The following is a 23410-nucleotide window of genomic DNA, read 5'->3' as shown; positions in this document are numbered from 1 at the left end:
CTACAGTAAGCGCCGATAAATACCGGGAGCATTCATCGGCATTGTGCGCTCCGATTAAAAAGAAGCGGCTTCTTTACCGAAAGCGCTGCATTTTGCAATGTCGTCGCCTTCCGGTGTAAGATGAACGATCAAACCGGCATTTTTAAACAATTTGCCGCCGGCCGCACGCACGCGGTCTTCCCATGTGCGCATCCATTCGCCGTCACCCCAGTCGTATGAACCGAACAAAGCGACCTTCTTTCCGGACAACGAGCCTTCGATAGAAGAGAAAAAGGGTTCCATTTCGTCTTCTTCAAGAACTTCGGCGCCCATCGCGGGACTGCCCAAAACGAGCAAATCGTAAGCGCCGATATCGCCGGCGGAAGCGGATCCGGCTTTCATCATGGTGACATCGGCACCGCCCGCTTTAAGACCTTCGCAAATGAGTTTTGCCATCTCTTCGGTATTACCGGTTGTACTGGCATAAATCACGGCAGCTTTCATATAAACTCCTATAAAATATTATCCTTAACTAATCAAGTTAAATATAACTAACTTTATCAATAATGTCAAGCGGTTTTAAAAAATTTATCGATTTTTTACCCGCCGACATTTCCGTACATGCGGCGGCTACGGGAACCGTAATTTCCCAAGCCGCCGGATCGCGCCGTTTTCAGGATAAACCGAAAAACGGCGCTCATGTGTTTATTTCTTTTTGCCGAAAGCGTTCATGCCCAAATAGCGCGCAGCCTTTCCCAATCCTTCTTCGATGCGAATAAGCTGATTGTATTTGGCAACCCGTTCGCTGCGGTTCGGCGCACCGGTTTTAATTTGTCCGGCATTCAAAGCGACGGCCAAATCGGCAATCGTCGTATCTTCGGTTTCGCCGGAGCGGTGCGACACAACGGCCGTAAAGCCCGCCTTGTGAGCCATCTTTATGGCTTCGAGCGTTTCGCTTATCGAACCGATTTGGTTAAGCTTGATAAGGATGGAGTTCGCGCAGTCCAGCTTGATTCCTTTTGCAAGCCGTTCCGTGTTTGTAACGAACAAGTCGTCGCCGACGAGCTGAATTTTATCGCCCAGTTCTTTGCGTAAAAGTGCCCAGCCTTCCCAGTCTTCTTCGTCCAAACCGTCTTCGATTGAACAAATGGGATATTTTTCGACCAAGTCTTTCCAATGCTGCACCAGTTCGGCGGAAGTGAATTTTTTGCCGCTCTTGGGCATTTTGTATTCGCCTTTTTTCGATCCCTTCCATTCGCTCGACGCGGGATCCATAGCCAACACAAAATCTTTTCCGGGCTTGTAGCCGGCTTTTTTTATCGCTTCCAAAATAAGTTCGATGGCTTCGGCGTCGCTCGAGACGTTCGGCGCAAAACCGCCCTCATCGCCGACCGAAGTAGCCAAGCCCTTCGACTTTAAAATCGCGGCCAAAGCATGGAATACTTCCGTGCACCAGCGCAAGCCTTCGGTAAAGGTCTTCGCGCCGACCGGCATAATCATAAATTCCTGAGAATCGACGGTGTTTGCCGCGTGGGCGCCGCCGTTCAAAATGTTCATCATGGGAACCGGCAAAACGTTTGCGTTGGAGCCGCCCAAAAATTTATACAGGGGAATATCCAAAGACATTGCGGCCGCTCTGGCGGCGGCAATCGATACGGCAAGAATCGCGTTTGCCCCGAATTTCGCCTTGTTCGGCGTTCCGTCGGCTTCGATCATAAGACGGTCCACTTCGTAGGTATCCAAAGCGTCGGCGCCGATCAGTATATCGTTGATGGGGCCGTTGATATTTTCGACCGCTTTGGAAACGCCCTTTCCGCCGAAGCGTTTTTTGTCGTCATCGCGAAGTTCGACGGCTTCATAGGTTCCCGTCGATGCGCCGGACGGAGCGGCTCCGCGGCCGATGGTTCCGTCGGCCAGCATCACTTCCGCTTCTACGGTAGGATTTCCGCGAGAATCGATTATTTCGCGTCCCGTTACTGAAACGATTTCAGCATAATTCATAGTATCACCTCTCTATAAGATAAACACGGCCGCCGAACGATTTTTTCGGCAAACCTTAATACCCGATGTTTTTTACGCTTCCCGTATGTGGGTAACTTCAAAGCCTCTGTCGCCGACGGCTTCTTTTATCGCGCGCGATGAAACGGATTTTGAAAGTTTTGCCGAAGCGCTGTTGTTCTGTAAGCTGACTTCGGCCCTTACGCCGTCAAGTTTATTCAGCGCTTCGGTTACGCTTGTGCTGCATTTTTCGCAGTGCATGCCGGCAATATCGATATGCAGCGAAGAACCGGCCGGAAACACTTTGCCGTCGTCTTCTTTTTCGGCGGAAGAAGCACAGCCGCACGAAGATCCGCATCCCGAACAGCAGCTGCACCCGCCGTTTTTTCTGTTCCGAATCAACGAAAAGATTGCCAGCGCAACCAGCGCAAGTACCGCTACTCCCACAATAATATTTATCATACACATCTCCCGTAAAAAGTTTTATCGGAAACTTCACTTTTAACTTACTACAAAAAACGTAAAAATACAAGCGCCATAAAAAAAGGGTACCGTAAAAGGCCGCATGCACTTCCGATAAGGCGTGAAAAAAGAGAGCGTTCAGGCAATTGTCGCTCGGCTTCGCCTCGCTAGCGAGTTTGTGCGGCAAACTCGAGATAAAAAGCTCCGACATCATTTTAGAAGCGGTTTTGTATTATCCCGCTTTTTTTTTCACACTTCTCTCATAAGCAGGCGGACAGCCATAAAAAAAGGGCACCGTAAAAGGCCGCGTGCGCTCCTTTTCGGCACCCTCAATGTGCGCCCGAATTTCCGTCCGTACCGATATTTTATCTCCGGTTATCGGCGGAACGTAAAATCCGACATTCGCATTATATAAATAAGAATCCTATCCAGTACACAAGCAAAGCGACAATGTAAGCGGTTCCCATTTGAATGCCGACACCGCCCAAGGTTTTTTTCCACGTTTTCAGTTCGCGCTTCATCGAACCGACGGCGGCAAAACAGGGCATGCACAAAAGGTTGAACAGCATGTACGCCAACGCCGCATTGGGTGTGCGGATGTCTTTTTTCATCGTCGGAAGCGCGTTTTCGTCGGCACCTTCAAACAGGATGCCTTCGGAATAAATGTCGGGAGCGGCTTCGGGGTCGTACTCGCCGTTTTCAAATCCGAGTTCTTCCAATTCTTCCGCGCTCATTTTACCGAAGAATTCGGCAAGATATTCTTCCGATGTATCGTCGCTGTACAATTGTGCAAAGGTAACGACGACGTTTTCTTTTGCGATCCAGCCGGTAACGACGCCGACTGCCGGCCGCCATTCACCGAATCCCAGCGGCTTGAATATGGGCGCAATGAAGTTGCCGATCGACGCCATAAAACTGTCGTCCATCGCGCACATAACGGTCGGCTCTTCACCTGCCGCTTCGCTTTCTTTCAGATTTTTTCCGTTCAAAGAACCAAGGTTGAAATTCGACAAAACCCAAATCAAAATCGTCGACAGTAAAATAACCGTACCGGCCTTAACGCCGAAGCCTTTTACCTTTTCCCAGCCGAGCATAAGCACGCTTTTGACCGTAGGCCAGCGGTATTGCGGCAGTTCCATAATAAAGTTGGACACGGCCGACTTGAACATGATTTTATTCATTAAAAGAGAAACGATAATCGCGACAACAATGCTCGACATATAAATCGCAAACATAATCAGCGTCGTATGCTTCGGGAAAAAGATTGCCGAAAACATCGCGAATATCGGAAGTTTTGCACCGCAGGGCACCATGCCGGTGATAATCGCCGTAATGCGCCGGTCTTTTTCGCTTTCCAGCGTGCGGGTCGCCATAATAGCCGGAACGCTGCATCCGAATCCCATCAAAAGCGGAATAAAGGAGCGGCCGGAAAGTCCGAATCTGCGGAATATGCGGTCCATAACGAAGGCGACGCGGGCCATATAGCCGCTGTCTTCAAGGAAGGCCATCAATACATAAAGCACCAAAACGAGGGGCATAAAGCCTAAGATGGCGCCGATACCGCCGAAAATACCGTCTACAACCAAACCCTTTGCCCAGTCGGCGGCTCCCGCGGCTTCAAGGCCGCTCGAAACCAATCCGGTAAGATATTCCCACACCGTTCCGACAAGGCTTTCAAGCCAGCGGCCCGGACCGTTTATGCCCAGGAACAAAAAGTTTTCGCTCAAAGCGCACGCAAACATAATGTACATAACAACGGCGAATATGGGCAAAGCCAAAAAGCGGTTCGTTAAGATTTTATCGATTTTATCGCTGACCGTTTCTTCGGCTTTTCCGGCGGCCGCCTTTGATGCTTTTACGACCGTCTGCTTGACGATTTCGGCGATATATTTATAGCGTTTATCGGCGATAACTTCTTCCGAATCGCCCTTATCGTATATTTTGGCGAGCTTTACGCCCGTTCCTTTTTTTGCCGCTTCCACGGCCGCCTTCATCAATTCGTCGGTTCCCTTTCCGTTGCGTCCGCAGGTGGGAATTACCGGAACACCCAAAATTTCCGAAAGTTTTTTTGCATCGATTTTATCGCCTTTTTTTTCGACTTCGTCGATCATGTTGAGTGCGATAACGGTAGGAACTCCGGTTTCCAAAATCTGCAGCGTTAAATACAAGTTCCGTTCAATGCTGGTTCCGTCCACGATATCGATAACCGCGTTCGGTTTTTCGTTTACGATATAATCGTGGGCGATTTTTTCTTCTTCGGAATACGGCGAAAGCGAATAGGTTCCGGGAAGGTCCAAAAGCGTCACCGTTTTGTCTTTTCGGTATTCGCCTTCTTTTTTGTCAACGGTAACGCCCGGCCAGTTTCCGACGTGCTGGCGGGATCCGGTAAGCGCGTTAAAAACCGAGGTTTTTCCGCAGTTCGGGTTACCGGCAAGAGCAATGGTATATTTCATATTTTCTCCTATCGTGTAATATCCTGTAAAAATTATTGAACTTCGATTTGCCGCGCTTCGTTTTTACGCAAGCTCAGTTGATAACCGCGGAGCGTAATCTCCAAAGGATCGCCCAGAGGAGCCGTTTTTATCATCGTTATTTCCACGCCGGGAGTAATTCCCATGTCCAAAATCCTGCGCTTAAGCAAAGGATCGCCCGTCCCGATCGCCGTAACCGCGGCTTTTTGACCGGGCTTTAAATCGATTACTGTCATATAACCTCCGTAAACAGTTAAAATAATATCTATATGTAAAAACACTAAGCCCTAAATTTTTAATTGTATAGAGGAATAGGACATCTCGAAAAAACGACCTTGAGCGACTTTTTCGAGATGCCGAGAGTTGTAACTCGCCGTATTGTCGCGAGTTACAACATCGCATTTTTAAAGTTACCTCTAAAAACTGCAGTTTTTAGAGGTTCCCGATAGTTAATAGACCGTAATTCTTTGCGCAAGGCCGCGGTTTAACGCTAAACGCACGCCTTTTATCTTTAAAATAAGGCCGGATGAGTTTTCACCGATAACTTCCACTTTTTCACCGGGAACCAATCCTATGTCGAGTAAATGCTGTTTGAGATTTTCGTCGCCGTTGAAACTTTGTATCGTCCTCGTTTCACCGCACGCAACCATCGCCAAGGGCATAAAGAGCCCCTCCTTCCTGTGATTAGTATATACTAACACTATAAAAGGTGTCAAGAGAAAATTGAGAATTTTCAGGACTTCGGCATGCACGAAAATCGATAAAAGGAAGTTCTTCCGCCGAATGGACGCGTGAAAATAAAAAAGCGCCGGAGCGGAACCGCAATGCGGCCGATCTCAGGCGCTTTTATACGAAAAGCGGTGTTTGTCCGAAAGTGAAGTTTTCGGACGAGCTTTCCTCTTACCAGCGATAATGGGCGAAAGCCTTGTTCGCTTCGGCCATTTTGTGGGTATCCTCTTTTTTGCGGTAAGCGGTGCCCGTATTGTTGTAGGCATCCAAAAGCTCGGACGCAAGGCGCTCGCCCATACCGTGTCCGCTTTTTGCACGCGCAGCGGTAATTACCCAGCGCATGGCGAGGGCTTCGCGGCGGCTTTCGCGGATTTCGATCGGAACCTGATAGGTTGCACCTCCGACCCGGCGCGACTTTACTTCGACCAGCGGCTTTACGTTGTCGAGCGCTTTTAAAAACACTTCCAAAGGATCTTTTTCCGTTTTTTGCTTTAACGTATCCAAAGCTTCGTAGACGATGCGCATACTTACGGATTTTTTGCCGTCGAGCATCATGCGTCCTACAAACTTCGATATAACCGTGCTGTTATAGCGCGTATCGGGCATAACGGGACGGTTAATGCTTTTATTTTTTCTTCCCATTTACTTTCTCCTTATGCCTTCGGGCGTTTTGCACCGTACTTCGAGCGGCCGCGCTTGCGGTCTTCAACGCCGAGCGTATCTTTCGTACCGCGGATGATGTGATAGCGCACACCGGGGAGGTCTTTAACACGGCCGCCGCGGATAAGAACGACGGAGTGTTCCTGCAAATTGTGTCCGATGCCGGGAATATAAGCCGTTACTTCTATTCCGTTGCTTAAACGGACGCGAGCAACTTTGCGGAGCGCCGAATTAGGTTTTTTCGGCGTAAAGGTCATAACGCGCGTGCATACGCCGCGTTTTTGCGGACAGGATTGAAGCGCGGGAGACTTCGTCCTGTTCATTACCGATTTACGACCCTGTCGGATCAATTGATTAATTGTAGGCATGTGCCTGATTCTCCTATACTATAAAACCGGTCAGCACTCCGGCTAAAATACGATATTTTTGACAGTGTATCAAAAATCCCGATATTCTGTCAAGGCACCCGAAAATCGTATAGCCGAAAGCCGGCTCGATCGAAAACGGGTGCTTAAAAAGCGTTTTTTAATCTTCCTCGCGTTCCGTTTCGTACAACGCGTCTTCTTCGGCTGCGGCTTCCATCGCTTTTTCAAGTTTGCGCCGCTCAAGCACTTCATTCATCTGAATATCGAGGTCGGCCGTGTTTTCATCGAACAGCTTAACGTTGCGATAATTGCGGATACCCGTACCGGCGGGAATAAGGTGACCGATGATGACGTTTTCCTTTAAGCCGCGCAGATTGTCGGCCGAACCGGCAATGGCGGCGTTCGTGAGTACGCGCGTGGTTTCCTGGAAGGAAGCCGCCGCAATAAAGGAATCGATATTCAGCGAAGCCTTCGTAATACCTTGGAACATCGGGCGCGCAATGGCCGACTGACCGCCTTCGGAAAGTACGCGGCGGTTTTCCTCGTGGAATTTATACTTATCGACTTGCTGGCCGAATATAAAGCGCGTGTCGCCGACCGCAACGATTTCAACCTTGCGAAGCATTTGGCGCACAATGATACCGATATGCTTGTCGTTTATACTGACGCCCTGCATACGGTACACTTGCTGAATTTCATCCATAAGATACGTTTGCAGCGCATGTTCGCCCAAAATGGCCAAGATATCGTGCGGACTGATCGAGCCGTCGCACAGCTGTTCGCCGGCTTCAACCGTATCGCCGTCGCGCACCAAAAGGCGCTTGGTCATCGGAACCAAATGTTCGAACAGTTTGCCGTATTTGTCGACAACCGCAACGACGCGCTTGCCCTTTGTAATTCCCTTAAACTGTACGGTACCGCTGATTTGCGCCAACACGGTCGGGTTCTTCGGCTTGCGCGCTTCGAACAATTCGGATACGCGCGGCAAACCTCCGGTTATATCGCTCGTTTTGGAAGACTCTTTAAGCGTCTTCGCAAGCGTCGTACCGGCGGTGATTTTCATCTTATCTTCAACCGAAAGAACCGCGCCGCCGGGAAGGTAATAGCTTCCCTTTTCGTTGCCGGCTTCGTCGGTAATAAGAATGCGCGGCTGCTTGGTGTCCAAGTGCAAATCCGTAATGCGCTTTTCGATATTGCCCGTTTCTTCGTCCAAATCTTCCGAAAGGGTCGAACCGGGAATAATATCTTCGTAATGCACATAGCCGGAAACTTCGGCAATAATCGGATCCGAAAAGGGGTCGAAGGTGGCAAGCGTTTGGCCCGCTTCGACAAAATCGCCGACATTAACCAAAACGGTCGAACCGTTTTTAATTTCGATTTTCAAGTCGCTTGTCGCCAAATACAGCTTTTTGCCGCGCACCATAATGCGGGCCGCTTCGGGGGCAAGCGTTTTTTTGCCCTTCGTTTCAAAAAGCGGCGTATCTTTCAACACGCGGTCGCCGTCCTGCACGAGGAGCGTCGCACTGCCCGGCGAATATTCGCCGATAATGTGCGTTACGTCCATAATACCCTTGCGGGTAAACAGGCGCGTTTTGTCCTTCATGACGACGTGAGTTCCCGTAATATTTTGAATGATAACGGGGTATTTTAAAACGATGCGGTTTTCTTCGCTGATTTTCGACGCGGTACCGCCGACGTGGAAGGTACGCATCGTAAGCTGAGTACCCGGCTGGCCGATGGACTGCGCGGCGATAATGCCGACCGCTTCTCCGATTTCAACGATTTTGTTGCGTGCCAAGTTACGGCCGTAACACTTGCAGCATACGCCGTGCCGCGATTCGCAGGTTAAAACGGTGCGCAGCTTAACGGTTTCAACTCCGGCCGCGTCGATCTTTTCGGCAAGTTCATCGTCGATGTATTGATTTACGTCGCACAAAAGTTCGCCGGTAATCGGGTGCAAAACGCGCTCAAGCGTATAGCGGCCGACGATTCGGTCTTTCAACGGCTCGATTATATCGTCGCCGTCTTTTATCGCGGAATACTCGATACCGTTTATCGTGCCGCAGTCTTCTTCGTTTATAACGACGTCCTGCGCAATATCGACCAAACGGCGGGTAAGGTAACCGGCGTCTGCGGTTTTAAGCGCGGTGTCGGCCAAACCTTTGCGGGCGCCGTTTGTCGAAATAAAGAATTCGATAACGGAAAGACCTTCTTTAAAGTTTGCGCGAATCGGAAGTTCGATAATATCGCCGTTCGGCTTTGCCATAAGGCCGCGCATTCCGGCAAGCTGACGGATCTGGTTGCGGCTTCCGCGGGCGCCGGAGGAGGCCATCATGTAAATCGTGTTAAAACCTTCTTTGTCGTTTTCGAGCTTTTTCATCATCACGTTCGTAAGCTCTTCGTTGGTTTTTGACCACACTTCAACGACGCGGTTATAGCGTTCATCCTGCGTAATATGACCTTGGCGGTACTGCTTCATAATGGAATCGACTTCTTTGTTAGCCTTTTCCATCATGCCGGTTTTTTCTTCGGGAACCAAAATATCGTCCATCGAAATGGTCGCGCCGAAAAAGGTTGCGTACCGGTAGCCGACGGCTTTAATCGCGTCGAGCATTTTTACCGTCAGCCACGGACCGCAGCTTTTATGCACGGCTTCGATAAGTTTTTTAAGTTCTTTATCGCCCATCAGTTTATTGACGAATTCGACTTCGGCGGGAAGTTCGTCGTTGAAAGCAATACGGCCGGCAGTGGTCGAAACGATTTTGCCGTTGTACGGCGCTTTTTTTATCGGAACCTTTACTTCGGCCTGCCAATCGATACTTTTCGATTCTGCGGCAAGAAGCACTTCGTTTTCGCTGCTGAAGCGCTTGCCCGTTCCTTTTCCCGAAGGTTTGATTTTTGTCAAATAGTAAATGCCGAGCACCATGTCCTGCGAAGGGTAGACAATCGTCCTTCCGTTTGCGGGGTCAAGGAGGTTGCGTGCCGAAAGCATCAATGTCCAGCATTCCATTTGCGCAGCCTGCGTAAGCGGAACGTGCACGGCCATCTGGTCACCGTCAAAGTCGGCGTTGAACGCGTGACAAACGAGCGGGTGCAATCTGATTGCCTTTCCTTCGACCAGCACCGGTTCGAAAGCCTGAATACCCAAACGGTGCAGCGTCGGCGCACGGTTAAGCATAACCGGATGTTCGCGCACAACTTCGTCCAAAATGGCAAACACTTCGCTCGATTCTTCTTCGACAAGGGTTTTCGCTTTTTTAATATTGAACACGATGTCCTTATCGACCAGTTTTTTCATAATAAAAGGTTTGAACAATTCAAGCGCCATTTTTGTCGGCAAACCGCACTGCCACAACTTCAGTTCGGGCCCGACGCAGATAACCGAACGGCCGGAATAGTCGACGCGCTTACCGAGCAGGTTTTGTCTGAAACGCCCCTGCTTTCCTTTAAGCATGTCGGAAATCGATTTAAGCGGGCGGTTCGAAGCGCCTTTTACGACGCGTTTGCGCTTTGAATTGTCGAACAGCGAATCGACGGCTTCCTGAAGCATGCGCTTTTCGTTGCAAATGATAATGTCGGGCGCGTTTAACTGAATGAGCCGCTTTAAGCGGTTGTTGCGGTTTATGACGCGGCGATACAAATCGTTTAAGTCGGAGGTTGCAAAGCGGCCGCCGTCAAGCTGAACCATCGGGCGCAATTCGGGCGGGATGACGGGAATCGCGTCCAAAATCATCCACGAACATTTATTGCCCGAAGCGCGGAATTTTTCAACGATATCGATGCGTTTAAGTAAATGCTTGTCGCTCTTTGCACCTTTTTCGATCATTTTTGCGCGCAATTCTGCGGCAAGTTCGTCAAGGTTTAAGTTTTCAAGCAGGGTTTTTATCGCTTCGGCGCCCATACCCGCCGAAAAAGAGCCGCCGTAGCGTTCTTGAGCTTCCAAGTATTCGTCTTCGGTTAAAAGCTCCATCTTTTTAAGGTCGGTATCACCCGGATCGATAACGATGTATTTTTCATAGTACAAAACGGAGCGGAGAGCGGCGACCTGCAAGTCGAGCAAAAGACCCATGCGGCTCGGAACGGAACGATAGTACCAAATGTGCGACACGGGAGCGGCAAGTTCTATGTGCCCCATGCGTTCGCGGCGGACTTTAAAATGGGTTACTTCAACGCCGCAGCGGTCGCAGATAACACCCTTGTAGCGTATCGACTTGAATTTTCCGCAATAGCATTCCCATTCCTTTGTCGTACCGAAAATCCGTTCGCAAAACAAACCGTCCTTTTCGGGGCGCAGCGTGCGGTAATTTATGGTTTCGGGTTTTTTAACTTCTCCGTACGACCATGCACGGATGGTTTCCGGCGAAGCCAGTTTTATCATCAAGCTGTCAAAATCTTGAATATCGCGCATTTTATCTCCTAAAAGTTCGAGCCGGCCTTTGCTATCAGCTCTTCATCCCGTTCGGTAAGCGCAATTTGCTTACCTTTTACATCATAGATTGTAAAGTCCAATGCAAGACCGCGCAGTTCCTGTACCAAAACGTTAAACGATTCGGGAACGCCGGCCGCGGTGGAAGGTTCGCCCTTTACGATGGATTCGTATATCTTCGAGCGTCCGTTCATATCGTCGGACTTGATTGTCAAAAGTTCCTGCAAAGTATTCGCCGCACCGTAGGCTTCAAGCGCCCACACTTCCATTTCGCCCAAACGCTGACCGCCGAATTGAGCTTTACCGCCCAAGGGCTGCTGCGTAACCAGCGAATACGGACCGGTGGAACGCGCGTGCATTTTATCGTCGACCAAGTGGTGCAGCTTTAAGTAATATATAACGCCGACAAACACTTCGTTTTGAAAGGGTTCGCCCGTGCGCCCGTCGCGCAAAACGGCCTTCGAATTGGCTTTAAAGCCCGCCTTTTGCAGTTTTTCTTCGATCTGTTCGGTGGACGGCGATTGGAATACGGGAGATTCGTACCATTCGTTTAAGTACAAACCGGCAAGTCCCAGTTCCGATTCGAGAATCTGACCGATATTCATGCGGGAAGGAACGCCCAAGGGGTTCAAGCACACGTCGAGCGCGGTACCGTCTTCCAAATAGGGCATGTCTTCAACCGGCAAAATGCGCGCGACGATACCCTTGTTGCCGTGCCGTCCGGCCATTTTGTCGCCTTCGCGCAGTTTGCGCTTGGTTGCAATCAAAACCTTTACGACCTCGTCGACACCGGGGTTCAAATCGTCGCCTTCGGAGCGGCGCAAACGCTGAACGTCGATAACGGTGCCTTCGATTCCGTGCGGAATGCGCAAAGACGAATCGCGCACTTCTTTCGCTTTTTCACCGAAAATCGAATTAAGCAGCTTGAATTCGGGGGTCGTGTCGGTTTCGCTTTTCGGCGTTACCTTTCCGACCAAAATATCGCCGGAATGCACCTTCGCCCCGATGCGGATAATACCTTCGGTATCGAGATTGTCCAAGGTTTTTTCGCTCGTATTCGGAATATCGCGCGTTATTTTTTCGGGGCCGAGCTTTGTTTCACGAATTTCGATCGTAAATTCTTTAATATGAATCGACGTAAACATATCTTCGCGCACAACCCGCTGCGAAATAAGAACGGCGTCTTCGTAGTTGTAGCCGTTCCACGGCACAAAGCCGACCAAAATATTGCGTCCCAAAGCAAGCTCGCCGTTTACCGTCGCCGGTCCGTCGGCAAGCACGTCGCCTTTTTTCACCTTTTGTCCGACCGAAACAACCGGGCGCTGGTGATAACAGGTATCCTGGTTGGTTCTTTGATATTTAAGCATCGTGTACGAATCGATATCGTCGGCGCTCTTTTGCTTATCCGGCTTTACGCGGATTTCTTCCGAAGAAAGATAACTTATCGTTCCCGGTCTTTTTGCCTTTATGAGAACGCCCGAATCGTAGGCGCATTTGGCTTCCATACCGGTACCGACTCGCGGCGGTTCGGGGAACAAAAGCGGTACGGCTTGGCGCTGCATGTTGCAGCCCATGAGGGCGCGGTTTGCGTCGTCGTGTTCCAAAAAGGGAATAAGGGCTGCGGAAACCGAAATAATCTGCTTGGGCGAAACGTCCATATACTGCACGTCTTTCGGGTTGCGCGACGTATAATCGCCGTAGCGCCGGCACGCGATGCGGTCGCCGGCAAAAGAACCGTCTTCTTTCATACCGACCGACACTTGCCCGATATAATACCGGTCTTCATCCATCGCCGAAAGAAAATCGACGTGGTCGCCGGCTTTGCCGTCTTCGAGCTTTCTGTACGGCGCTTCCAAAAATCCGTATTCGTTTACGCGCGTATAAATCGCAAGCGACACGATAAGACCGATGTTCGGACCTTCGGGCGTTTCGATCGGGCACATTCTTCCGTAGTGCGTATAGTGAACGTCGCGCACTTCAAAACCGGCGCGGTCGCGCGAAAGACCGCCGGGGCCCAGCGCGTTTAAGCGCCTCTTGTGCGTAAGTTCGGCAAGCGGGTTTACCTGATCCATAAACTGCGACAGCTGGCTGGAACCGAAAAATTCTTTTATCGAAGCGACAATCGGTTTTATCGAAATAAGGTCTTGCGGCTTCATCGTTTCGGTTTCTTTTAAGCCCATGCGCTCTTTTGCAATGCGCTCCATGCGGCTGAACGCCGTTTTAAGCTGATTGGTCATAAGCTCGCCGACCGAGCGGACGCGCCGATTGCCCAAGTGGTCGATATCGTCTATGTTTTCATCGCCGATGTATACCTTGATAAGATATTTCATCGTCGCAATAATGTCCTGCTTTACAAGCGTATGTTCGGTAATGTCTTCTTTTACGTTGAATTTTTTATTCAGCTTGTAGCGACCGACCCGTCCCAAATCGTAGCGGCGCGGCGAAAAAAACATGCTGTTCAAGTCTTTTTCGGCAACTTCCACCGTGATGGGTTCGCCGGGCATAAGCACTTGGTACACCGCCGAAAGCGCATCTTCGAGCGTAGGCTCGTCCGATTCGGCACCTTCTTTTACAAAACGTATTTCTTCGCGCTCAAAGCAGTTGATAATCATCTGCGAATCGAGCGAGCTTTCACCTTCGAATTTGATAACCGAAAGTGTTTTGATTTCCGGGTGCAAAAACAATTCGTCTATATTGTGCGGTTGCAGTTTTTCGCTCGCGCGGAACAGTTTCTTTTTTTCGCCCGTTTCGGCGTCGGCAACGTAGACCGCGTCGGCAAGAACCTTGCCGACCAACGAATCGCGGAATTCGCGCGTATCTTTAATTTTAATCTTTTCCGTGTCGTAAAACATGCGGATGATTTCTTCGCGGGTGCTGAATCCGAGCGCGCGTAAAAAGATGGTTCCCAAAATGCGTTTTTTGCGGTCGATCTTTGCGTAGATAAGTTCTTTCTTTTGATCTATTTCGAATTCGAGCCAGCTTCCGCGGTACGGAATAATGCGGCTCGAGTACACGCCTTTTTCGTGATTGAAAATAACGCCGGGCGAACGGTGTATTTGCGATACGACAACGCGTTCGGCTCCGTTTATGATAAAGGTTCCGCGATCGGTCATCAGCGGAATGTCGCCCATGTAAATCGATTTTTGCCTGATTTCGCCCGTTTGCTGAAAAATCAAATTGATGCGGGCTTTTAAAGGAACGGAATAGGTAAGCTCTTTTTGCTTGCATTCCAATTCCGAATATTTGATATTCTCTTCGTCGAGCTCGTAAAATTCGTATTCCAACAGCATATCGCCGTTGGGACTTTCAATGGGGAATGTGGAACGAAAAACCTCTTCAAGCCCTTGAACGGCGAGCGGCTCATGTTTATCCAGCTTTTCCTTTTGCAAAAAACTTTCATATGACTGAAGCTGAATATCTATGAGGTTAGGCAGTTCCATAAAATTACGGATATTTTTTCCGATATACTGACGATTCACCGTCCGGCTTTTCGCAAGCATCAAAACCCCCTTGCTTTTGCGTATAGACAGATACGGGGCTGTTTCAAAACACCGCTCAAGCGATCGGTGTTTGACAGCCCCTTTGCGAAATTATAATTTTAAATCATGGAAGCCGTCCGAAAAGCCGCCGAGACGGAACGTTCCGGACAACTCCGCACACGGGTTATGCAATCTTGACAACACCGCCGGCGGCTTCGATCGTTTCTTTAATCTTTGCCGCATCTTCCTTGGACACGCCTTCTTTAATCGTTTTGGGTGCGCCTTCAACCAAGTCTTTGGCTTCTTTTAAGCCCAAGCCGGTGATTTCGCGGACCGCCTTGATCGCGGCAATCTTTTTAGCCGGATCGGCGCTTTCCAGCGTTACCGTAAATTCGGTTTGTTCTTCACCGCCTGCCGCGGGAGCACCGGGGGCACCGGCAGCGCCGGCTACCATAACGGGGGCCGCCGCAGTTACGCCGAATTTTTCTTCCATAGCTTTTACCAGCTCGGAAGCTTCGAGAACCGTCAAGGATGCGATCGCATCAAGTATTTGATCTTTTGTCATTGCTGCCATTATTATCTTCTCCTTCATTTAGGCATTTTTTATTATACGTACAGGACGACAGCTGCGAAGCCTGAATCGTAATCGTTTTTATTCGGCCTTTGCAGGCTCTTCGGGTTTTGCCGCCTCGGCCGACACAGCACTCTCGGCAGGTGCCGCAGCGGGCTTTCCGGCAGATGCAACCGGTGCATCTGCAGATGCGGCGGGCTTTGCTTCTTCCGCGAGTTTAGCCTCCGCTTCAGCCTTTGCGCTTTCCGGTGCGGCCTCAGCCTTGGGTGCGGCTTCCGCAGGCTTTGCTTCTTCCGCGGGTTTAGCCTCCGCTTCAACCCTTGCGCTTTCCGGTGCGGCCCCAGCCTTGGGTGCGGCTTCCGCTTTAGGTGCCGAACCGCCGGCTTTTTCCTCGGCTTGCTTTTTTTCCACATACGCAAGCAAGGTTGCCGCCAGTTTTTGCACGGGCGCGTTGATCGTCGAAGCAATCATAGCCAAAAGCTGCTTTTTGCCGGGCAGTTTTGAAAAGGCTTCTATCTTTGCCACATCGTAAACTTCGGTCTCGATACAAGCCCCTTTTACCTGCAACCCGGGAACGTCTTTCGCAAAATCGAACAGAATCTTTGCAACTTCGTTGGCGTCTTCGGCGGTTAAAGCGATAGCCGTCGGACCGGTTAAATACTTGGCAACGTTTTCGATTTTCATTTCGTCGAACACGACGCGCGCATACGTATTTTTTACAACCTTAAGCTTTGCGTTTTTTTCGTTCAGCTTGCGGCGTAAATCGGTGATATTTTCAACGGTCAAACCGCGGTAATCCGCAAAAATAAAACCCTTATAATCTTTAAATACGGCCTTTGTCGCCGCTATAGCCTCGAGTTTTGCGCTCTGGATTTTTTTCGCTACGATAGCCATGGTTATTCTGCCTCCTTGTAGTCAACCCATACACCGGGGCCCATTGTCGAGCTGACGGATACGGACTGAACAAAACCGCCTTTTGAAGCGGCCGGCTTTTTGCGGGCAACCTCGGCCAAAAGTGCCGATACGTTTGCCGCAACATGGGCGGCATCCATCGAAACCTTTCCGACGGACATATGGATAACATTGCCCTTGTCGGTGCGGAATTCGACGCGTCCTTTTTTCAATTCGCCGATCGCTGCCGTAATGTCGTTCGTAACCGTTCCCGTTTTGGGGTTGGGCATTAAGCCTTTGCGTCCGAGCACCATACCCAAGCGGCCGACGTCCTTCATCATATCGGGAGTCGCAACGGCTATGTCGAAATCGAGCCAGCCGCCCTTCACTTTTTCGATATATTCGTCGGCTCCTGCATACGCGGCACCCGCGTCCATCGCTTCTTTAATGCGGTCTTCTTTACAAAAAACCAGCACTTTCTTTTCGCCGCGGAACTGATGCGGAAACACCAAGGTGTCGCGCACGGTTTGGTTTTTGTCGAGATTCACCCAAATATGCGCTTCGACAGTTTCATCGAATTTCGCAAATTTAAGCTCTTTGACCAAAGCGCAGGCTTTTTCAACGTCATACGCCTTTGCGGGATCGTATTTTTTCAGCGCTTCGCGATATTTTTTTCCGTGTTTCATATTACCGCTCCACCTCTACACCCATACTGCGCGCAGTACCGGCAATGATTTTTTTCGCCGCTTCAATATCGTTTGCGTTGATGTCGGGCATTTTCGTCTTTGCAATTTCCTCAAGCTTCGCTTGCGAAAGTTTTGCAACCTTGTCTTTCAAAGGGTTGCCCGAACCTTTTTCGATACCCGCAGCCTTTTTAATAAGTACGGCGGCAGGCGGCGTTTTCAAAACAAATGTAAACGATTTGTCCTGAAAAACGGTAATAATAACCGGAATAACCAATCCCGGCTCCATCGTTTTCGTACGGTCGTTAAACTGCTGAACGAACTGCGGGGCGCTCACGCCGTGCGGTCCCAAAGCGGGGCCTACGGGCGGCGCGGGAGTCGCCTTTCCGGCGGGACACTGCAGCTTAATAACGGCCGTTACCTTTTTCTTTGCCATCTATTTCTCCTTATATTGGTGCGGCGGGATTTTCACCCGCCTAACGGAAAACGCGACGCGCCTTCCTCCCAAAACGGGAATTCCTTATATTTTTTCTACTTGAGTAAGATCAACTTCAACGGGAGTGGCCCGACCGAAAATACCGACCGTAACGCGCAGTTTGTTTTTTTCCAAATTGACTTCTTCGATTGAACCGGAAAAAGAAATAAACGGCCCGTCGATAATTTTAACCTGCTCGCCGACCGCAAACGTTTGTTTTACGCGGGCGGTTTTTTCGCCCTTTATTTCGCCCGACTTTTGCAGCAAAGCGACGGCTTCATCGTTGGAAATAGGGCGCGGGCGCACGGTGCTGTTCGTACCGACAAAACCCGTTACACCCTGTATGCGCCGAATCGCCGAACAAATCGGCTTCCAGCCCAAATCAGGCAAATCGAGTTCTATCATAATGTAGCCGGGCAAAAACTTTTTCGACACCGTCCGCTTTTTCCCGTCGCGGACTTCCACAACGTCTTCAACCGGAACTTTTACGTCCAAAATCACATCAGAGGAGAGGTCGCCGTTTTCAACCATAGAACGGATAGTCCGCTCTATTTTACCCTCATACCCCGAATAGGTATGAAGGATATACCATCCCTTTGCCATCAATATACCTAAAACACAAAATTGAAACCGGCTGTGAACAACATATCCAAGGCCCCGAGAAAAAGGGCTACGATCACAGTGGAAATCAATACGACCTTTACCGATGAAATAACGTCTTCGCGCGTCGGCCACACAACCTTTTTCAGCTCGGCAACGGATTCTTTAAAAAACTGGACGATCTTCATATACACCAGTCCCCGCTATTTATTAAGATACAGGCCAGGAAGGACTCGAACCCTCAGCATTCGGTTTTGGAGACCGACACTCTACCATTGGAGTTACTGGCCTAAGCACGGCACACAGCCGCCCCCGCAGAGTCGTTATTTGACTTTCGTTTCCTTATGAAGAATATGTTTGCGGCAAAACGGGCAATACTTGCTTTTTTCCAGCTTACCCTGAATGTTTTTACGGTTTTTATACGTAGTATAATTCCTGCGTTTGCATTCCGAGCATTGCAGTGCAATAATTTCAACCGCCGATTTTGCTTTTTTTGCCATTTGACATTCTCCTTACACGACTCCCCGAGGAATCAGCCTCCGAGCGGGATCGAACCGCTGACCTCAACCTTACCATGGTTGCGCTCTGCCGACTGAGCTACAGAGGCCTGCACTAATTCGGCAGCGCCGATCGGGCACAGCCTATCCCGCCCGAACCGCCGGGTCGAAACGAGATGTCCTATAACTATATAGAAGTCGGAACCTTTTGTCAATAATAAAACGGGGAATTTTTAAAATTTAAACGTTGACAATTCGTCCCGTCAGGCTTATAATACAACAAAACCGTGCTCGAGCACGGAACAAAACAGGTGCAATACCTCCGCGTAAAGAGAGGAGAACGTGCTATGAAGAAAGTCAAATACGGAATCATAGGTTTTGGCCAGATTGCCGAAACCAGAATAGCTAAAGAAGGATTTGGATTAGATACTTCGCGGTTTTCAGGGAATCCTTATGCCAGTCTTGTGACGGTATATAATAGAAATCCTGCTAAGAGAGCGGCCGTAGAGCAATTGGGCTTAATATGGAAGAACAATTTTTCGGATTTTATAAACGATCCTTCGATCGACGCGGTTGTTGTTTCAACAAACAATAAAACCCATGCAGAATTCGCTCAACAGGCATTTAAATCCGGTAAGCATGTATTTTTGGAAAAACCTGCCGGGACAAATCTTGAAGAAGTGGTCAAACTGGTAGAAGAAGCACGTTTACGCGGCCTAAGTTTGGGAATAAATCACATGATGACGAAGAATTGTTTTAATATATTGGCGCGAGATATGATCCGAAACGGATTCATAGGAGATTGGCGGAATTTAGCTTTGCATATGGAGTATCCGAGCGGATTTTCCGACTCGGAAATTCGCTCGTGGCGCTGTGCCGATCCCGAAGAACTCGGAGGGCCAATCGGAGATGTAGGAAGCCATTGCTTGTATATGGCCGAGTTCCTTACAGGCGAGATAATACAGAGCCTGCAATGCGTCTATCTTCCCAAGCATATGCCTATCGCTGTCGAGGACGGTGCAATTATAAGGTTTACTACGGAGAGTGGGCGTTCCGGTACGGTACATGTAGCCTTTGATGAATATCGAGGTCCCGAAAATACCCTATTCCGCTCGCACGGATACACTGTATGGGGAACAAGAGGTGCCTTATACGGAAATGCGACTCTTTTTCAATTGTCTGGGTATAAGGATGAACCTGCTCGAGTGGAACTTATTTCTCAGGTTGACGGAGTTGAACAACACCATGTTCCGGAGCATATCAACGATATTTACATGGAACAGATTTCCGAACACGCCCGTTCAATTGCCGAAAAGAAGCCGCAAGACGGCAAAGAAGCACTTCATAATATGGAAATGATTGTAGCCTCGCACCGTTCCGCACGGGAAGGAGGAACTCTCCAGAAAATATCTTCTTTCACTGATTAGGAGGAATCGTATGAAGATTCACGGTGCGGGATGTTGTCTGGTTGATTCAATTTACTTGAATTGCAGGTATGATGATGAAAGATTTGCTCCTTTTTGGAGTAAAAACAGAGGGGATGGGGGATTAATCGAGGGGGGGCTTGTTTTCAGTGAAGACCTTGAATCTTATACCGGGAAAACGCATTTTGATATTATTAAAACTCTATCGGCGGGAAGAGCGGCCGATAAAGAAAACATCGGCGGACCTGCTGTCGTAGCTTTAATTCATGCAGCTCAAGTACTTGCTTCAGAAAATGCGGAAGTTTCATTTTACGGAGCAATCGGTGATGATGAACGAGCAACATTAATACGGAAGGCTCTTTCGACTACACCATTACACTATTCTTTTAAACCTGTTGAGAATCGCTTAACTCCTACAACAGAGGTGTTCGATGATCCTTCCCGAAAAGAAGGGAAAGGAGAACGATTATTTGTCAATACAATCGGAGCCGCTTGGGATTTCGCGGCAAAAGATCTTCCTGACGATTTTTTTAACTGTGATATTTTGCTTTTAGGCGGAACGGCGCTGGTACCCCGACTTCATGACGATTTATTTGCCGTATTGCATAAAGCGAAGGAGAAAGGAACGTTTACCGTGGTGGGTACCGTATTTGACTTTCGTAATGAAAAGAAGAACCCGAACGGCAAATGGCCGCTGGGGAGCAAACCTTCATATTCATACATTGACTTACTCGTTGCAGATGAAAAAGAGGCATTACGTCTGACCGGAACGGAAAAAATCGATACTGCCGTCAAAAAACTAATAGACTTTGGGGTAGGAGCATTTATTATTACCCGCGGTTCATTGCCGATGATTGTATGGTCTTCAGGCAAACAAATTGAAGCGCTGCCTGTTTCACAGTTCCCTGTCAGCAAATATATTGATCGAATCATTGAGGCGAACCCCAGTTTGCGTAAAGATACAACCGGATGCGGTGATAATTTTTTGGGAGGAGTCTTAGTCGCGATAGCAAAATGCCGGAACCATGAAACCGGAATGATAGCTAAGCCGATTTCGATGAAAGATATTTGTGCATGGGGAGCATCTTCGGGCGGACTCACTCTTACGTATTACGGAGGAATGTTTTATGAAAATTTCCCGGGCGAAAAACTTCGGCTCCTAGAGCCGATTGTAAAATCATACTACCATGAACAAGAGATCCTGCCATGAACGGTCAGTTTGTACAATGGGGAGGGGGAAATATCGGTCGATCGTTCATAGGTCAAGTTTTTGCAGCAAATGGCTATAGGGTAATATTCATAGATATAGATCAAACATTAATTAAGTATCTTCAAAATAACGGCAGCTATACGGTTGAGACCGTATTTTATGGAGAAACAAAAGAAATTGATGTAAGAGGGGTTTCTGCAATTAATGCGAACGATTCTCTTGCCGTGTCTGTCGCAATTACCGATGCGGATATATTGGGAGTATCTGTAGGTAAGAATGTCTGGCCTCATATTGCCGAACCTCTTGCAAAGGCGATCTCGGATCGATTTGCGGTTCGACCTGATGCCCCTTTGGACATCATTCTTGCTGAAAATATCCATCACGGCAAACAGTTTGTAACGGATCTTCTAAAACCGCTTTTTGCTCCGAATTTTCCGTTTGATTCGTATATCGGTCTTGTAGAAACAAGTATCGGGAAGATGGTTCCGATTCAGGATTCCGCATCTTTGTCGGCACTCCGTGCGGAACCGTATGATGAGCTTATCGTTGATCGTGACGGTTTTATCAATCGGATTCCCTCGGTTAAGCAGTTACACCCCGTCAGTCCTATCTGCGCATATGTAGACAGAAAACTGTTCGTTCATAACATGGGACATGCTTGTACTGCTTATTTAGGATTTCGGAAAAACAAAAACACGCGATTAATCGCTCAGGTATTGGCCGATTCTTCAATTAAAGAACAAGTGCGCCTAACGATGATACAAGCGATGGATATTCTAGTTTCAATGTATCCGAAAGTATTTGATCGGAGTTCCTTAAAAACTTATATTGATGACTTATTGTTCCGGTTTTGTAACTACTCTCTTGGTGATACCGTATTCAGAGTCGGGAAGGACTTGGCACGGAAATTACGTTTTGACGATCGGTTCTTTGGAGGCATTCTTGCCGCCGAGGAACGGGGATTGGATTGGAGTTTATTGAGGGAAGCATATATATCGGCATTTTCTTTTTGTTGCGAAGGCCCTGACGGAAAATTATATGAACCCGATCGATTATTCTTAAATTTACTTAATGAAACGAAATTCGAGCAAAAAGTTTATTTTGCCAGTTGTTGGGAAAAAAGCGGATTGCCTTTAGACTTGTACGAACGGATCAATGTCAAGTTTATGCCTTTATTAGACTGAATAAAAACGAGCACTAAAATTCCTCGACTTTTTTCTTGACAGCAGGCTAAAACGATTATATAATAATTAAAACCGTGCTCGAGCACGGATAAACGCTGTAAAGGAGGCTTATAATGAAGCGTACCTGGAGTATTATCGTTACTGTATTGCTGACAGCAAGTATGTTATTTGCAAACGGAAGCAAAGACGAAACGGGAAGCATTAGAATAGGGGTTTCTATGCCGACAAAAGAGGTTCAAAGGTGGAGTCAGGATGGTGACAACATCAAAATGCTATTGGAAAAGTCGGGATATAAAGTTGACTTACAATATGCAAATAACGATATTGCCGTACAGGCATCACAAATTGAAAATATGCTGACTAAAAATTGTAAAGTTATCGTTATTGCTTCGATTGACGGCTCTGCCCTGACGGAAGTCTTAAAAACGGCAAAAGAAAACGGTATACCGATTATAGCGTATGACCGGCTTATTATGAACAGCGATGCCGTACGTTATTACGCAACATTCGACAATTATAAAGTTGGTCAATTTCAAGGAACATATCTGCGCGACGCACTTAAATTGGATTCGATCAAAGAGCCCGTATATATTGAACTGTTCACAGGTTCCCCTGATGACAACAATGTAAATTTCTTTTTCCCCGGAGCGATGGATGTATTAAACCCATACATAAAAAAAGGAAAACTAATTGTACGTTCGGGACAAACAGAAAGAGCTCAAGTTGCCACACCCAATTGGTCAACGGAAGAAGCGCAAAAAAGAATGGAAAACTTAATTAGCGCATATGGTTACGGTCCTAATGGTACAAAACTGCACGCGGTTTTATCGTCAAATGATTCAGTTGCTCAAGGCATTACAAACGCATTAGTTGCAGCCGGATACACGAAAGAAAACTTCCCGCTGCTTACAGGACAGGACTGCGATATCACTTCCGTGAAAAATATGATTAAGGGGTATCAAAGCATGTCGGTATTTAAAGATACCAGGACGTTGGCAGCAAAAGCAGTCGAGATGATTAACGCATTGGTAAAAGGAACGCAACCGCCAATTAATGATACCAAAACATACAATAACGGTACCGGAATTATTCCTTCTTACCTGTGTGAGCCGGTTTTTGCAACCGTCGACAATTATAAAAAATTATTGATTGAAAGCGGCTACTATACCGAAGCACAGTTAAAAAACTGAGTTGATTGTTTGAAGGGATGGGGCTGTACAACGACTTAATTTTAAACTCGTCGGGGATGGCGAAAAAGTAACAAACTTTTGAAACATCCCCACTGCTCCTACATTGCGCTATAACC

21 protein-coding genes and 2 tRNA genes are annotated in these 23410 nt (G+C 48.3%); 4 read left to right on the top strand and 19 right to left on the bottom strand.

Annotated elements, in window-relative coordinates; all coding sequences use genetic code 11:
- Positions 1 to 54: 54 nt before the first annotated feature.
- The 19 genes from HMPREF9194_RS01720 to HMPREF9194_RS01630 all read right to left on the bottom strand — a co-directional run bounded on the left by HMPREF9194_RS01720 (position 55) and on the right by HMPREF9194_RS01630 (position 18396).
- Positions 55 to 483 (bottom strand): flavodoxin, encoded by a 429-nt coding sequence (locus HMPREF9194_RS01720; protein ID WP_016524638.1) that lies wholly within the window; start codon positions 481 to 483, stop codon positions 55 to 57.
- 201 nt (positions 484 to 684) lie between these two features.
- On the bottom strand, positions 685 to 1980 hold the full coding sequence (gene eno, locus HMPREF9194_RS01715; RefSeq protein WP_016524637.1) for a phosphopyruvate hydratase: 1296 nt from the start codon (positions 1978 to 1980) through the stop codon (positions 685 to 687).
- Between the two features lie 72 nt (positions 1981 to 2052).
- Complete coding sequence (locus HMPREF9194_RS01710; RefSeq protein ID WP_016524636.1) at positions 2053 to 2439, bottom strand: heavy-metal-associated domain-containing protein; 387 nt, start codon at positions 2437 to 2439, stop codon at positions 2053 to 2055.
- Between the two features lie 407 nt (positions 2440 to 2846).
- Positions 2847 to 4892: a ferrous iron transport protein B gene (gene feoB, locus HMPREF9194_RS01705; protein ID WP_016524635.1), complete on the bottom strand. Its 2046-nt coding sequence runs from the start codon at positions 4890 to 4892 to the stop codon at positions 2847 to 2849.
- 32 nt (positions 4893 to 4924) lie between these two features.
- On the bottom strand, positions 4925 to 5146 hold the full coding sequence (locus HMPREF9194_RS01700) for a FeoA family protein (RefSeq protein ID WP_016524634.1): 222 nt from the start codon (positions 5144 to 5146) through the stop codon (positions 4925 to 4927).
- 213 nt (positions 5147 to 5359) lie between these two features.
- Positions 5360 to 5572, bottom strand: a complete 213-nt coding sequence (locus tag HMPREF9194_RS01695; RefSeq protein ID WP_016524633.1) for a FeoA family protein — start codon at positions 5570 to 5572, stop codon at positions 5360 to 5362.
- A gap of 238 nt (positions 5573 to 5810) precedes the next feature.
- Positions 5811 to 6281 carry a 30S ribosomal protein S7 gene (gene rpsG / locus HMPREF9194_RS01690; RefSeq protein ID WP_016524632.1) on the bottom strand — a complete coding sequence of 157 codons (471 nt, stop codon included), beginning with the start codon at positions 6279 to 6281 and terminating at the stop codon, positions 5811 to 5813.
- Between the two features lie 11 nt (positions 6282 to 6292).
- A complete protein-coding gene (gene rpsL / locus HMPREF9194_RS01685) occupies positions 6293 to 6667 on the bottom strand; it encodes a 30S ribosomal protein S12 (protein WP_016524631.1) in 375 nt (124 codons plus the stop codon).
- 157 nt (positions 6668 to 6824) lie between these two features.
- Positions 6825 to 11072: a DNA-directed RNA polymerase subunit beta' gene (gene rpoC / locus HMPREF9194_RS01680; protein WP_016524630.1), complete on the bottom strand. Its 4248-nt coding sequence runs from the start codon at positions 11070 to 11072 to the stop codon at positions 6825 to 6827.
- A gap of 8 nt (positions 11073 to 11080) precedes the next feature.
- Positions 11081 to 14590, bottom strand: coding sequence for a DNA-directed RNA polymerase subunit beta (gene rpoB, locus HMPREF9194_RS01675; protein ID WP_016524629.1), 3510 nt, complete (start codon positions 14588 to 14590; stop codon positions 11081 to 11083).
- Between the two features lie 163 nt (positions 14591 to 14753).
- Positions 14754 to 15143 (bottom strand): 50S ribosomal protein L7/L12, encoded by a 390-nt coding sequence (rplL, locus tag HMPREF9194_RS01670; protein ID WP_016524628.1) that lies wholly within the window; start codon positions 15141 to 15143, stop codon positions 14754 to 14756.
- Positions 15144 to 15221: 78 nt separating this feature from the next.
- A complete protein-coding gene (rplJ, locus tag HMPREF9194_RS01665) occupies positions 15222 to 16034 on the bottom strand; it encodes a 50S ribosomal protein L10 (RefSeq protein ID WP_016524627.1) in 813 nt (270 codons plus the stop codon).
- A gap of 2 nt (positions 16035 to 16036) precedes the next feature.
- The gene (gene rplA, locus HMPREF9194_RS01660) at positions 16037 to 16717 is read right to left on the bottom strand and encodes a 50S ribosomal protein L1 (RefSeq protein ID WP_016524626.1); all 681 of its coding nucleotides are present in this window, start codon (positions 16715 to 16717) and stop codon (positions 16037 to 16039) included.
- Between the two features lies 1 nt (position 16718).
- Positions 16719 to 17150, bottom strand: a complete 432-nt coding sequence (gene rplK, locus HMPREF9194_RS01655) for a 50S ribosomal protein L11 (RefSeq protein WP_016524625.1) — start codon at positions 17148 to 17150, stop codon at positions 16719 to 16721.
- Between the two features lie 84 nt (positions 17151 to 17234).
- Positions 17235 to 17792 carry a transcription termination/antitermination protein NusG gene (nusG, locus tag HMPREF9194_RS01650; RefSeq protein ID WP_016524624.1) on the bottom strand — a complete coding sequence of 186 codons (558 nt, stop codon included), beginning with the start codon at positions 17790 to 17792 and terminating at the stop codon, positions 17235 to 17237.
- An 8-nt stretch (positions 17793 to 17800) separates the two neighbouring features.
- Complete coding sequence (secE, locus tag HMPREF9194_RS01645; RefSeq protein WP_016524623.1) at positions 17801 to 17977, bottom strand: preprotein translocase subunit SecE; 177 nt, start codon at positions 17975 to 17977, stop codon at positions 17801 to 17803.
- Positions 17978 to 18007: 30 nt separating this feature from the next.
- Positions 18008 to 18080: transfer RNA gene (locus tag HMPREF9194_RS01640), tRNA-Trp, on the bottom strand.
- Positions 18081 to 18112: 32 nt separating this feature from the next.
- Positions 18113 to 18289 (bottom strand): 50S ribosomal protein L33, encoded by a 177-nt coding sequence (gene rpmG / locus HMPREF9194_RS01635; protein WP_016524622.1) that lies wholly within the window; start codon positions 18287 to 18289, stop codon positions 18113 to 18115.
- 34 nt (positions 18290 to 18323) lie between these two features.
- Positions 18324 to 18396, bottom strand: a tRNA-Thr gene (locus HMPREF9194_RS01630).
- Between the two features lie 237 nt (positions 18397 to 18633).
- On the opposite strand from HMPREF9194_RS01630, the gene HMPREF9194_RS01625 reads away from it, so the two are divergent.
- The 4 genes from HMPREF9194_RS01625 to chvE all read left to right on the top strand — a co-directional run bounded on the left by HMPREF9194_RS01625 (position 18634) and on the right by chvE (position 23294).
- Positions 18634 to 19713 carry a Gfo/Idh/MocA family protein gene (locus HMPREF9194_RS01625; RefSeq protein WP_016524621.1) on the top strand — a complete coding sequence of 360 codons (1080 nt, stop codon included), beginning with the start codon at positions 18634 to 18636 and terminating at the stop codon, positions 19711 to 19713.
- A 10-nt stretch (positions 19714 to 19723) separates the two neighbouring features.
- Positions 19724 to 20920, top strand: a complete 1197-nt coding sequence (locus HMPREF9194_RS01620) for a carbohydrate kinase family protein (RefSeq protein WP_016524620.1) — start codon at positions 19724 to 19726, stop codon at positions 20918 to 20920.
- A complete protein-coding gene (locus tag HMPREF9194_RS01615; protein ID WP_016524619.1) occupies positions 20917 to 22104 on the top strand; it encodes a mannitol dehydrogenase family protein in 1188 nt (395 codons plus the stop codon). Before HMPREF9194_RS01620 ends, HMPREF9194_RS01615 begins: the two co-directional genes overlap by 4 nt.
- A 113-nt stretch (positions 22105 to 22217) precedes the next feature.
- Entirely contained in the window at positions 22218 to 23294 is a 1077-nt protein-coding gene (gene chvE / locus HMPREF9194_RS01610; RefSeq protein WP_016524618.1) for a multiple monosaccharide ABC transporter substrate-binding protein, read from the top strand.
- The last annotated feature ends 116 nt before the right edge of the window (positions 23295 to 23410 follow it).

It is taken from the genome of Treponema maltophilum ATCC 51939 (assembly GCF_000413055.1).
GTDB lineage: Bacteria > Spirochaetota > Spirochaetia > Treponematales > Treponemataceae > Treponema_C > Treponema_C maltophilum.
Note: the sequence above shows the minus strand (reverse complement) of the source record. Positions and strands in the feature narration are given on the sequence as shown.

Bases quoted from the DNA above. Each gene is read 5' to 3' on its own strand.
- rpsL (WP_016524631.1), bottom strand. From the start codon at position 6,667: ATGCCTACAATTAATCAATTGATCCGACAGGGTCGTAAATCGGTAATG.
- HMPREF9194_RS01720 (WP_016524638.1), bottom strand. From the start codon at position 483: ATGAAAGCTGCCGTGATTTATGCCAGTACAACCGGTAATACCGAAGAG.
- eno (WP_016524637.1), bottom strand. From the start codon at position 1,980: ATGAATTATGCTGAAATCGTTTCAGTAACGGGACGCGAAATAATCGAT.
- rpoC (WP_016524630.1), bottom strand. From the start codon at position 11,072: ATGCGCGATATTCAAGATTTTGACAGCTTGATGATAAAACTGGCTTCG.
- rpsG (WP_016524632.1), bottom strand. From the start codon at position 6,281: ATGGGAAGAAAAAATAAAAGCATTAACCGTCCCGTTATGCCCGATACG.
- rplK (WP_016524625.1), bottom strand. From the start codon at position 17,150: ATGGCAAAGAAAAAGGTAACGGCCGTTATTAAGCTGCAGTGTCCCGCC.
- secE (WP_016524623.1), bottom strand. From the start codon at position 17,977: ATGAAGATCGTCCAGTTTTTTAAAGAATCCGTTGCCGAGCTGAAAAAG.
- HMPREF9194_RS01710 (WP_016524636.1), bottom strand. From the start codon at position 2,439: ATGATAAATATTATTGTGGGAGTAGCGGTACTTGCGCTGGTTGCGCTG.
- HMPREF9194_RS01695 (WP_016524633.1), bottom strand. From the start codon at position 5,572: ATGCCCTTGGCGATGGTTGCGTGCGGTGAAACGAGGACGATACAAAGT.
- HMPREF9194_RS01625 (WP_016524621.1), top strand. From the start codon at position 18,634: ATGAAGAAAGTCAAATACGGAATCATAGGTTTTGGCCAGATTGCCGAA.
- HMPREF9194_RS01620 (WP_016524620.1), top strand. From the start codon at position 19,724: ATGAAGATTCACGGTGCGGGATGTTGTCTGGTTGATTCAATTTACTTG.
- rpoB (WP_016524629.1), bottom strand. From the start codon at position 14,590: ATGCTTGCGAAAAGCCGGACGGTGAATCGTCAGTATATCGGAAAAAAT.
- nusG (WP_016524624.1), bottom strand. From the start codon at position 17,792: ATGGCAAAGGGATGGTATATCCTTCATACCTATTCGGGGTATGAGGGT.
- rpmG (WP_016524622.1), bottom strand. From the start codon at position 18,289: ATGGCAAAAAAAGCAAAATCGGCGGTTGAAATTATTGCACTGCAATGC.
- rplJ (WP_016524627.1), bottom strand. From the start codon at position 16,034: ATGGCTATCGTAGCGAAAAAAATCCAGAGCGCAAAACTCGAGGCTATA.
- chvE (WP_016524618.1), top strand. From the start codon at position 22,218: ATGAAGCGTACCTGGAGTATTATCGTTACTGTATTGCTGACAGCAAGT.
- rplA (WP_016524626.1), bottom strand. From the start codon at position 16,717: ATGAAACACGGAAAAAAATATCGCGAAGCGCTGAAAAAATACGATCCC.
- feoB (WP_016524635.1), bottom strand. From the start codon at position 4,892: ATGAAATATACCATTGCTCTTGCCGGTAACCCGAACTGCGGAAAAACC.
- HMPREF9194_RS01615 (WP_016524619.1), top strand. From the start codon at position 20,917: ATGAACGGTCAGTTTGTACAATGGGGAGGGGGAAATATCGGTCGATCG.
- rplL (WP_016524628.1), bottom strand. From the start codon at position 15,143: ATGGCAGCAATGACAAAAGATCAAATACTTGATGCGATCGCATCCTTG.
- HMPREF9194_RS01700 (WP_016524634.1), bottom strand. From the start codon at position 5,146: ATGACAGTAATCGATTTAAAGCCCGGTCAAAAAGCCGCGGTTACGGCG.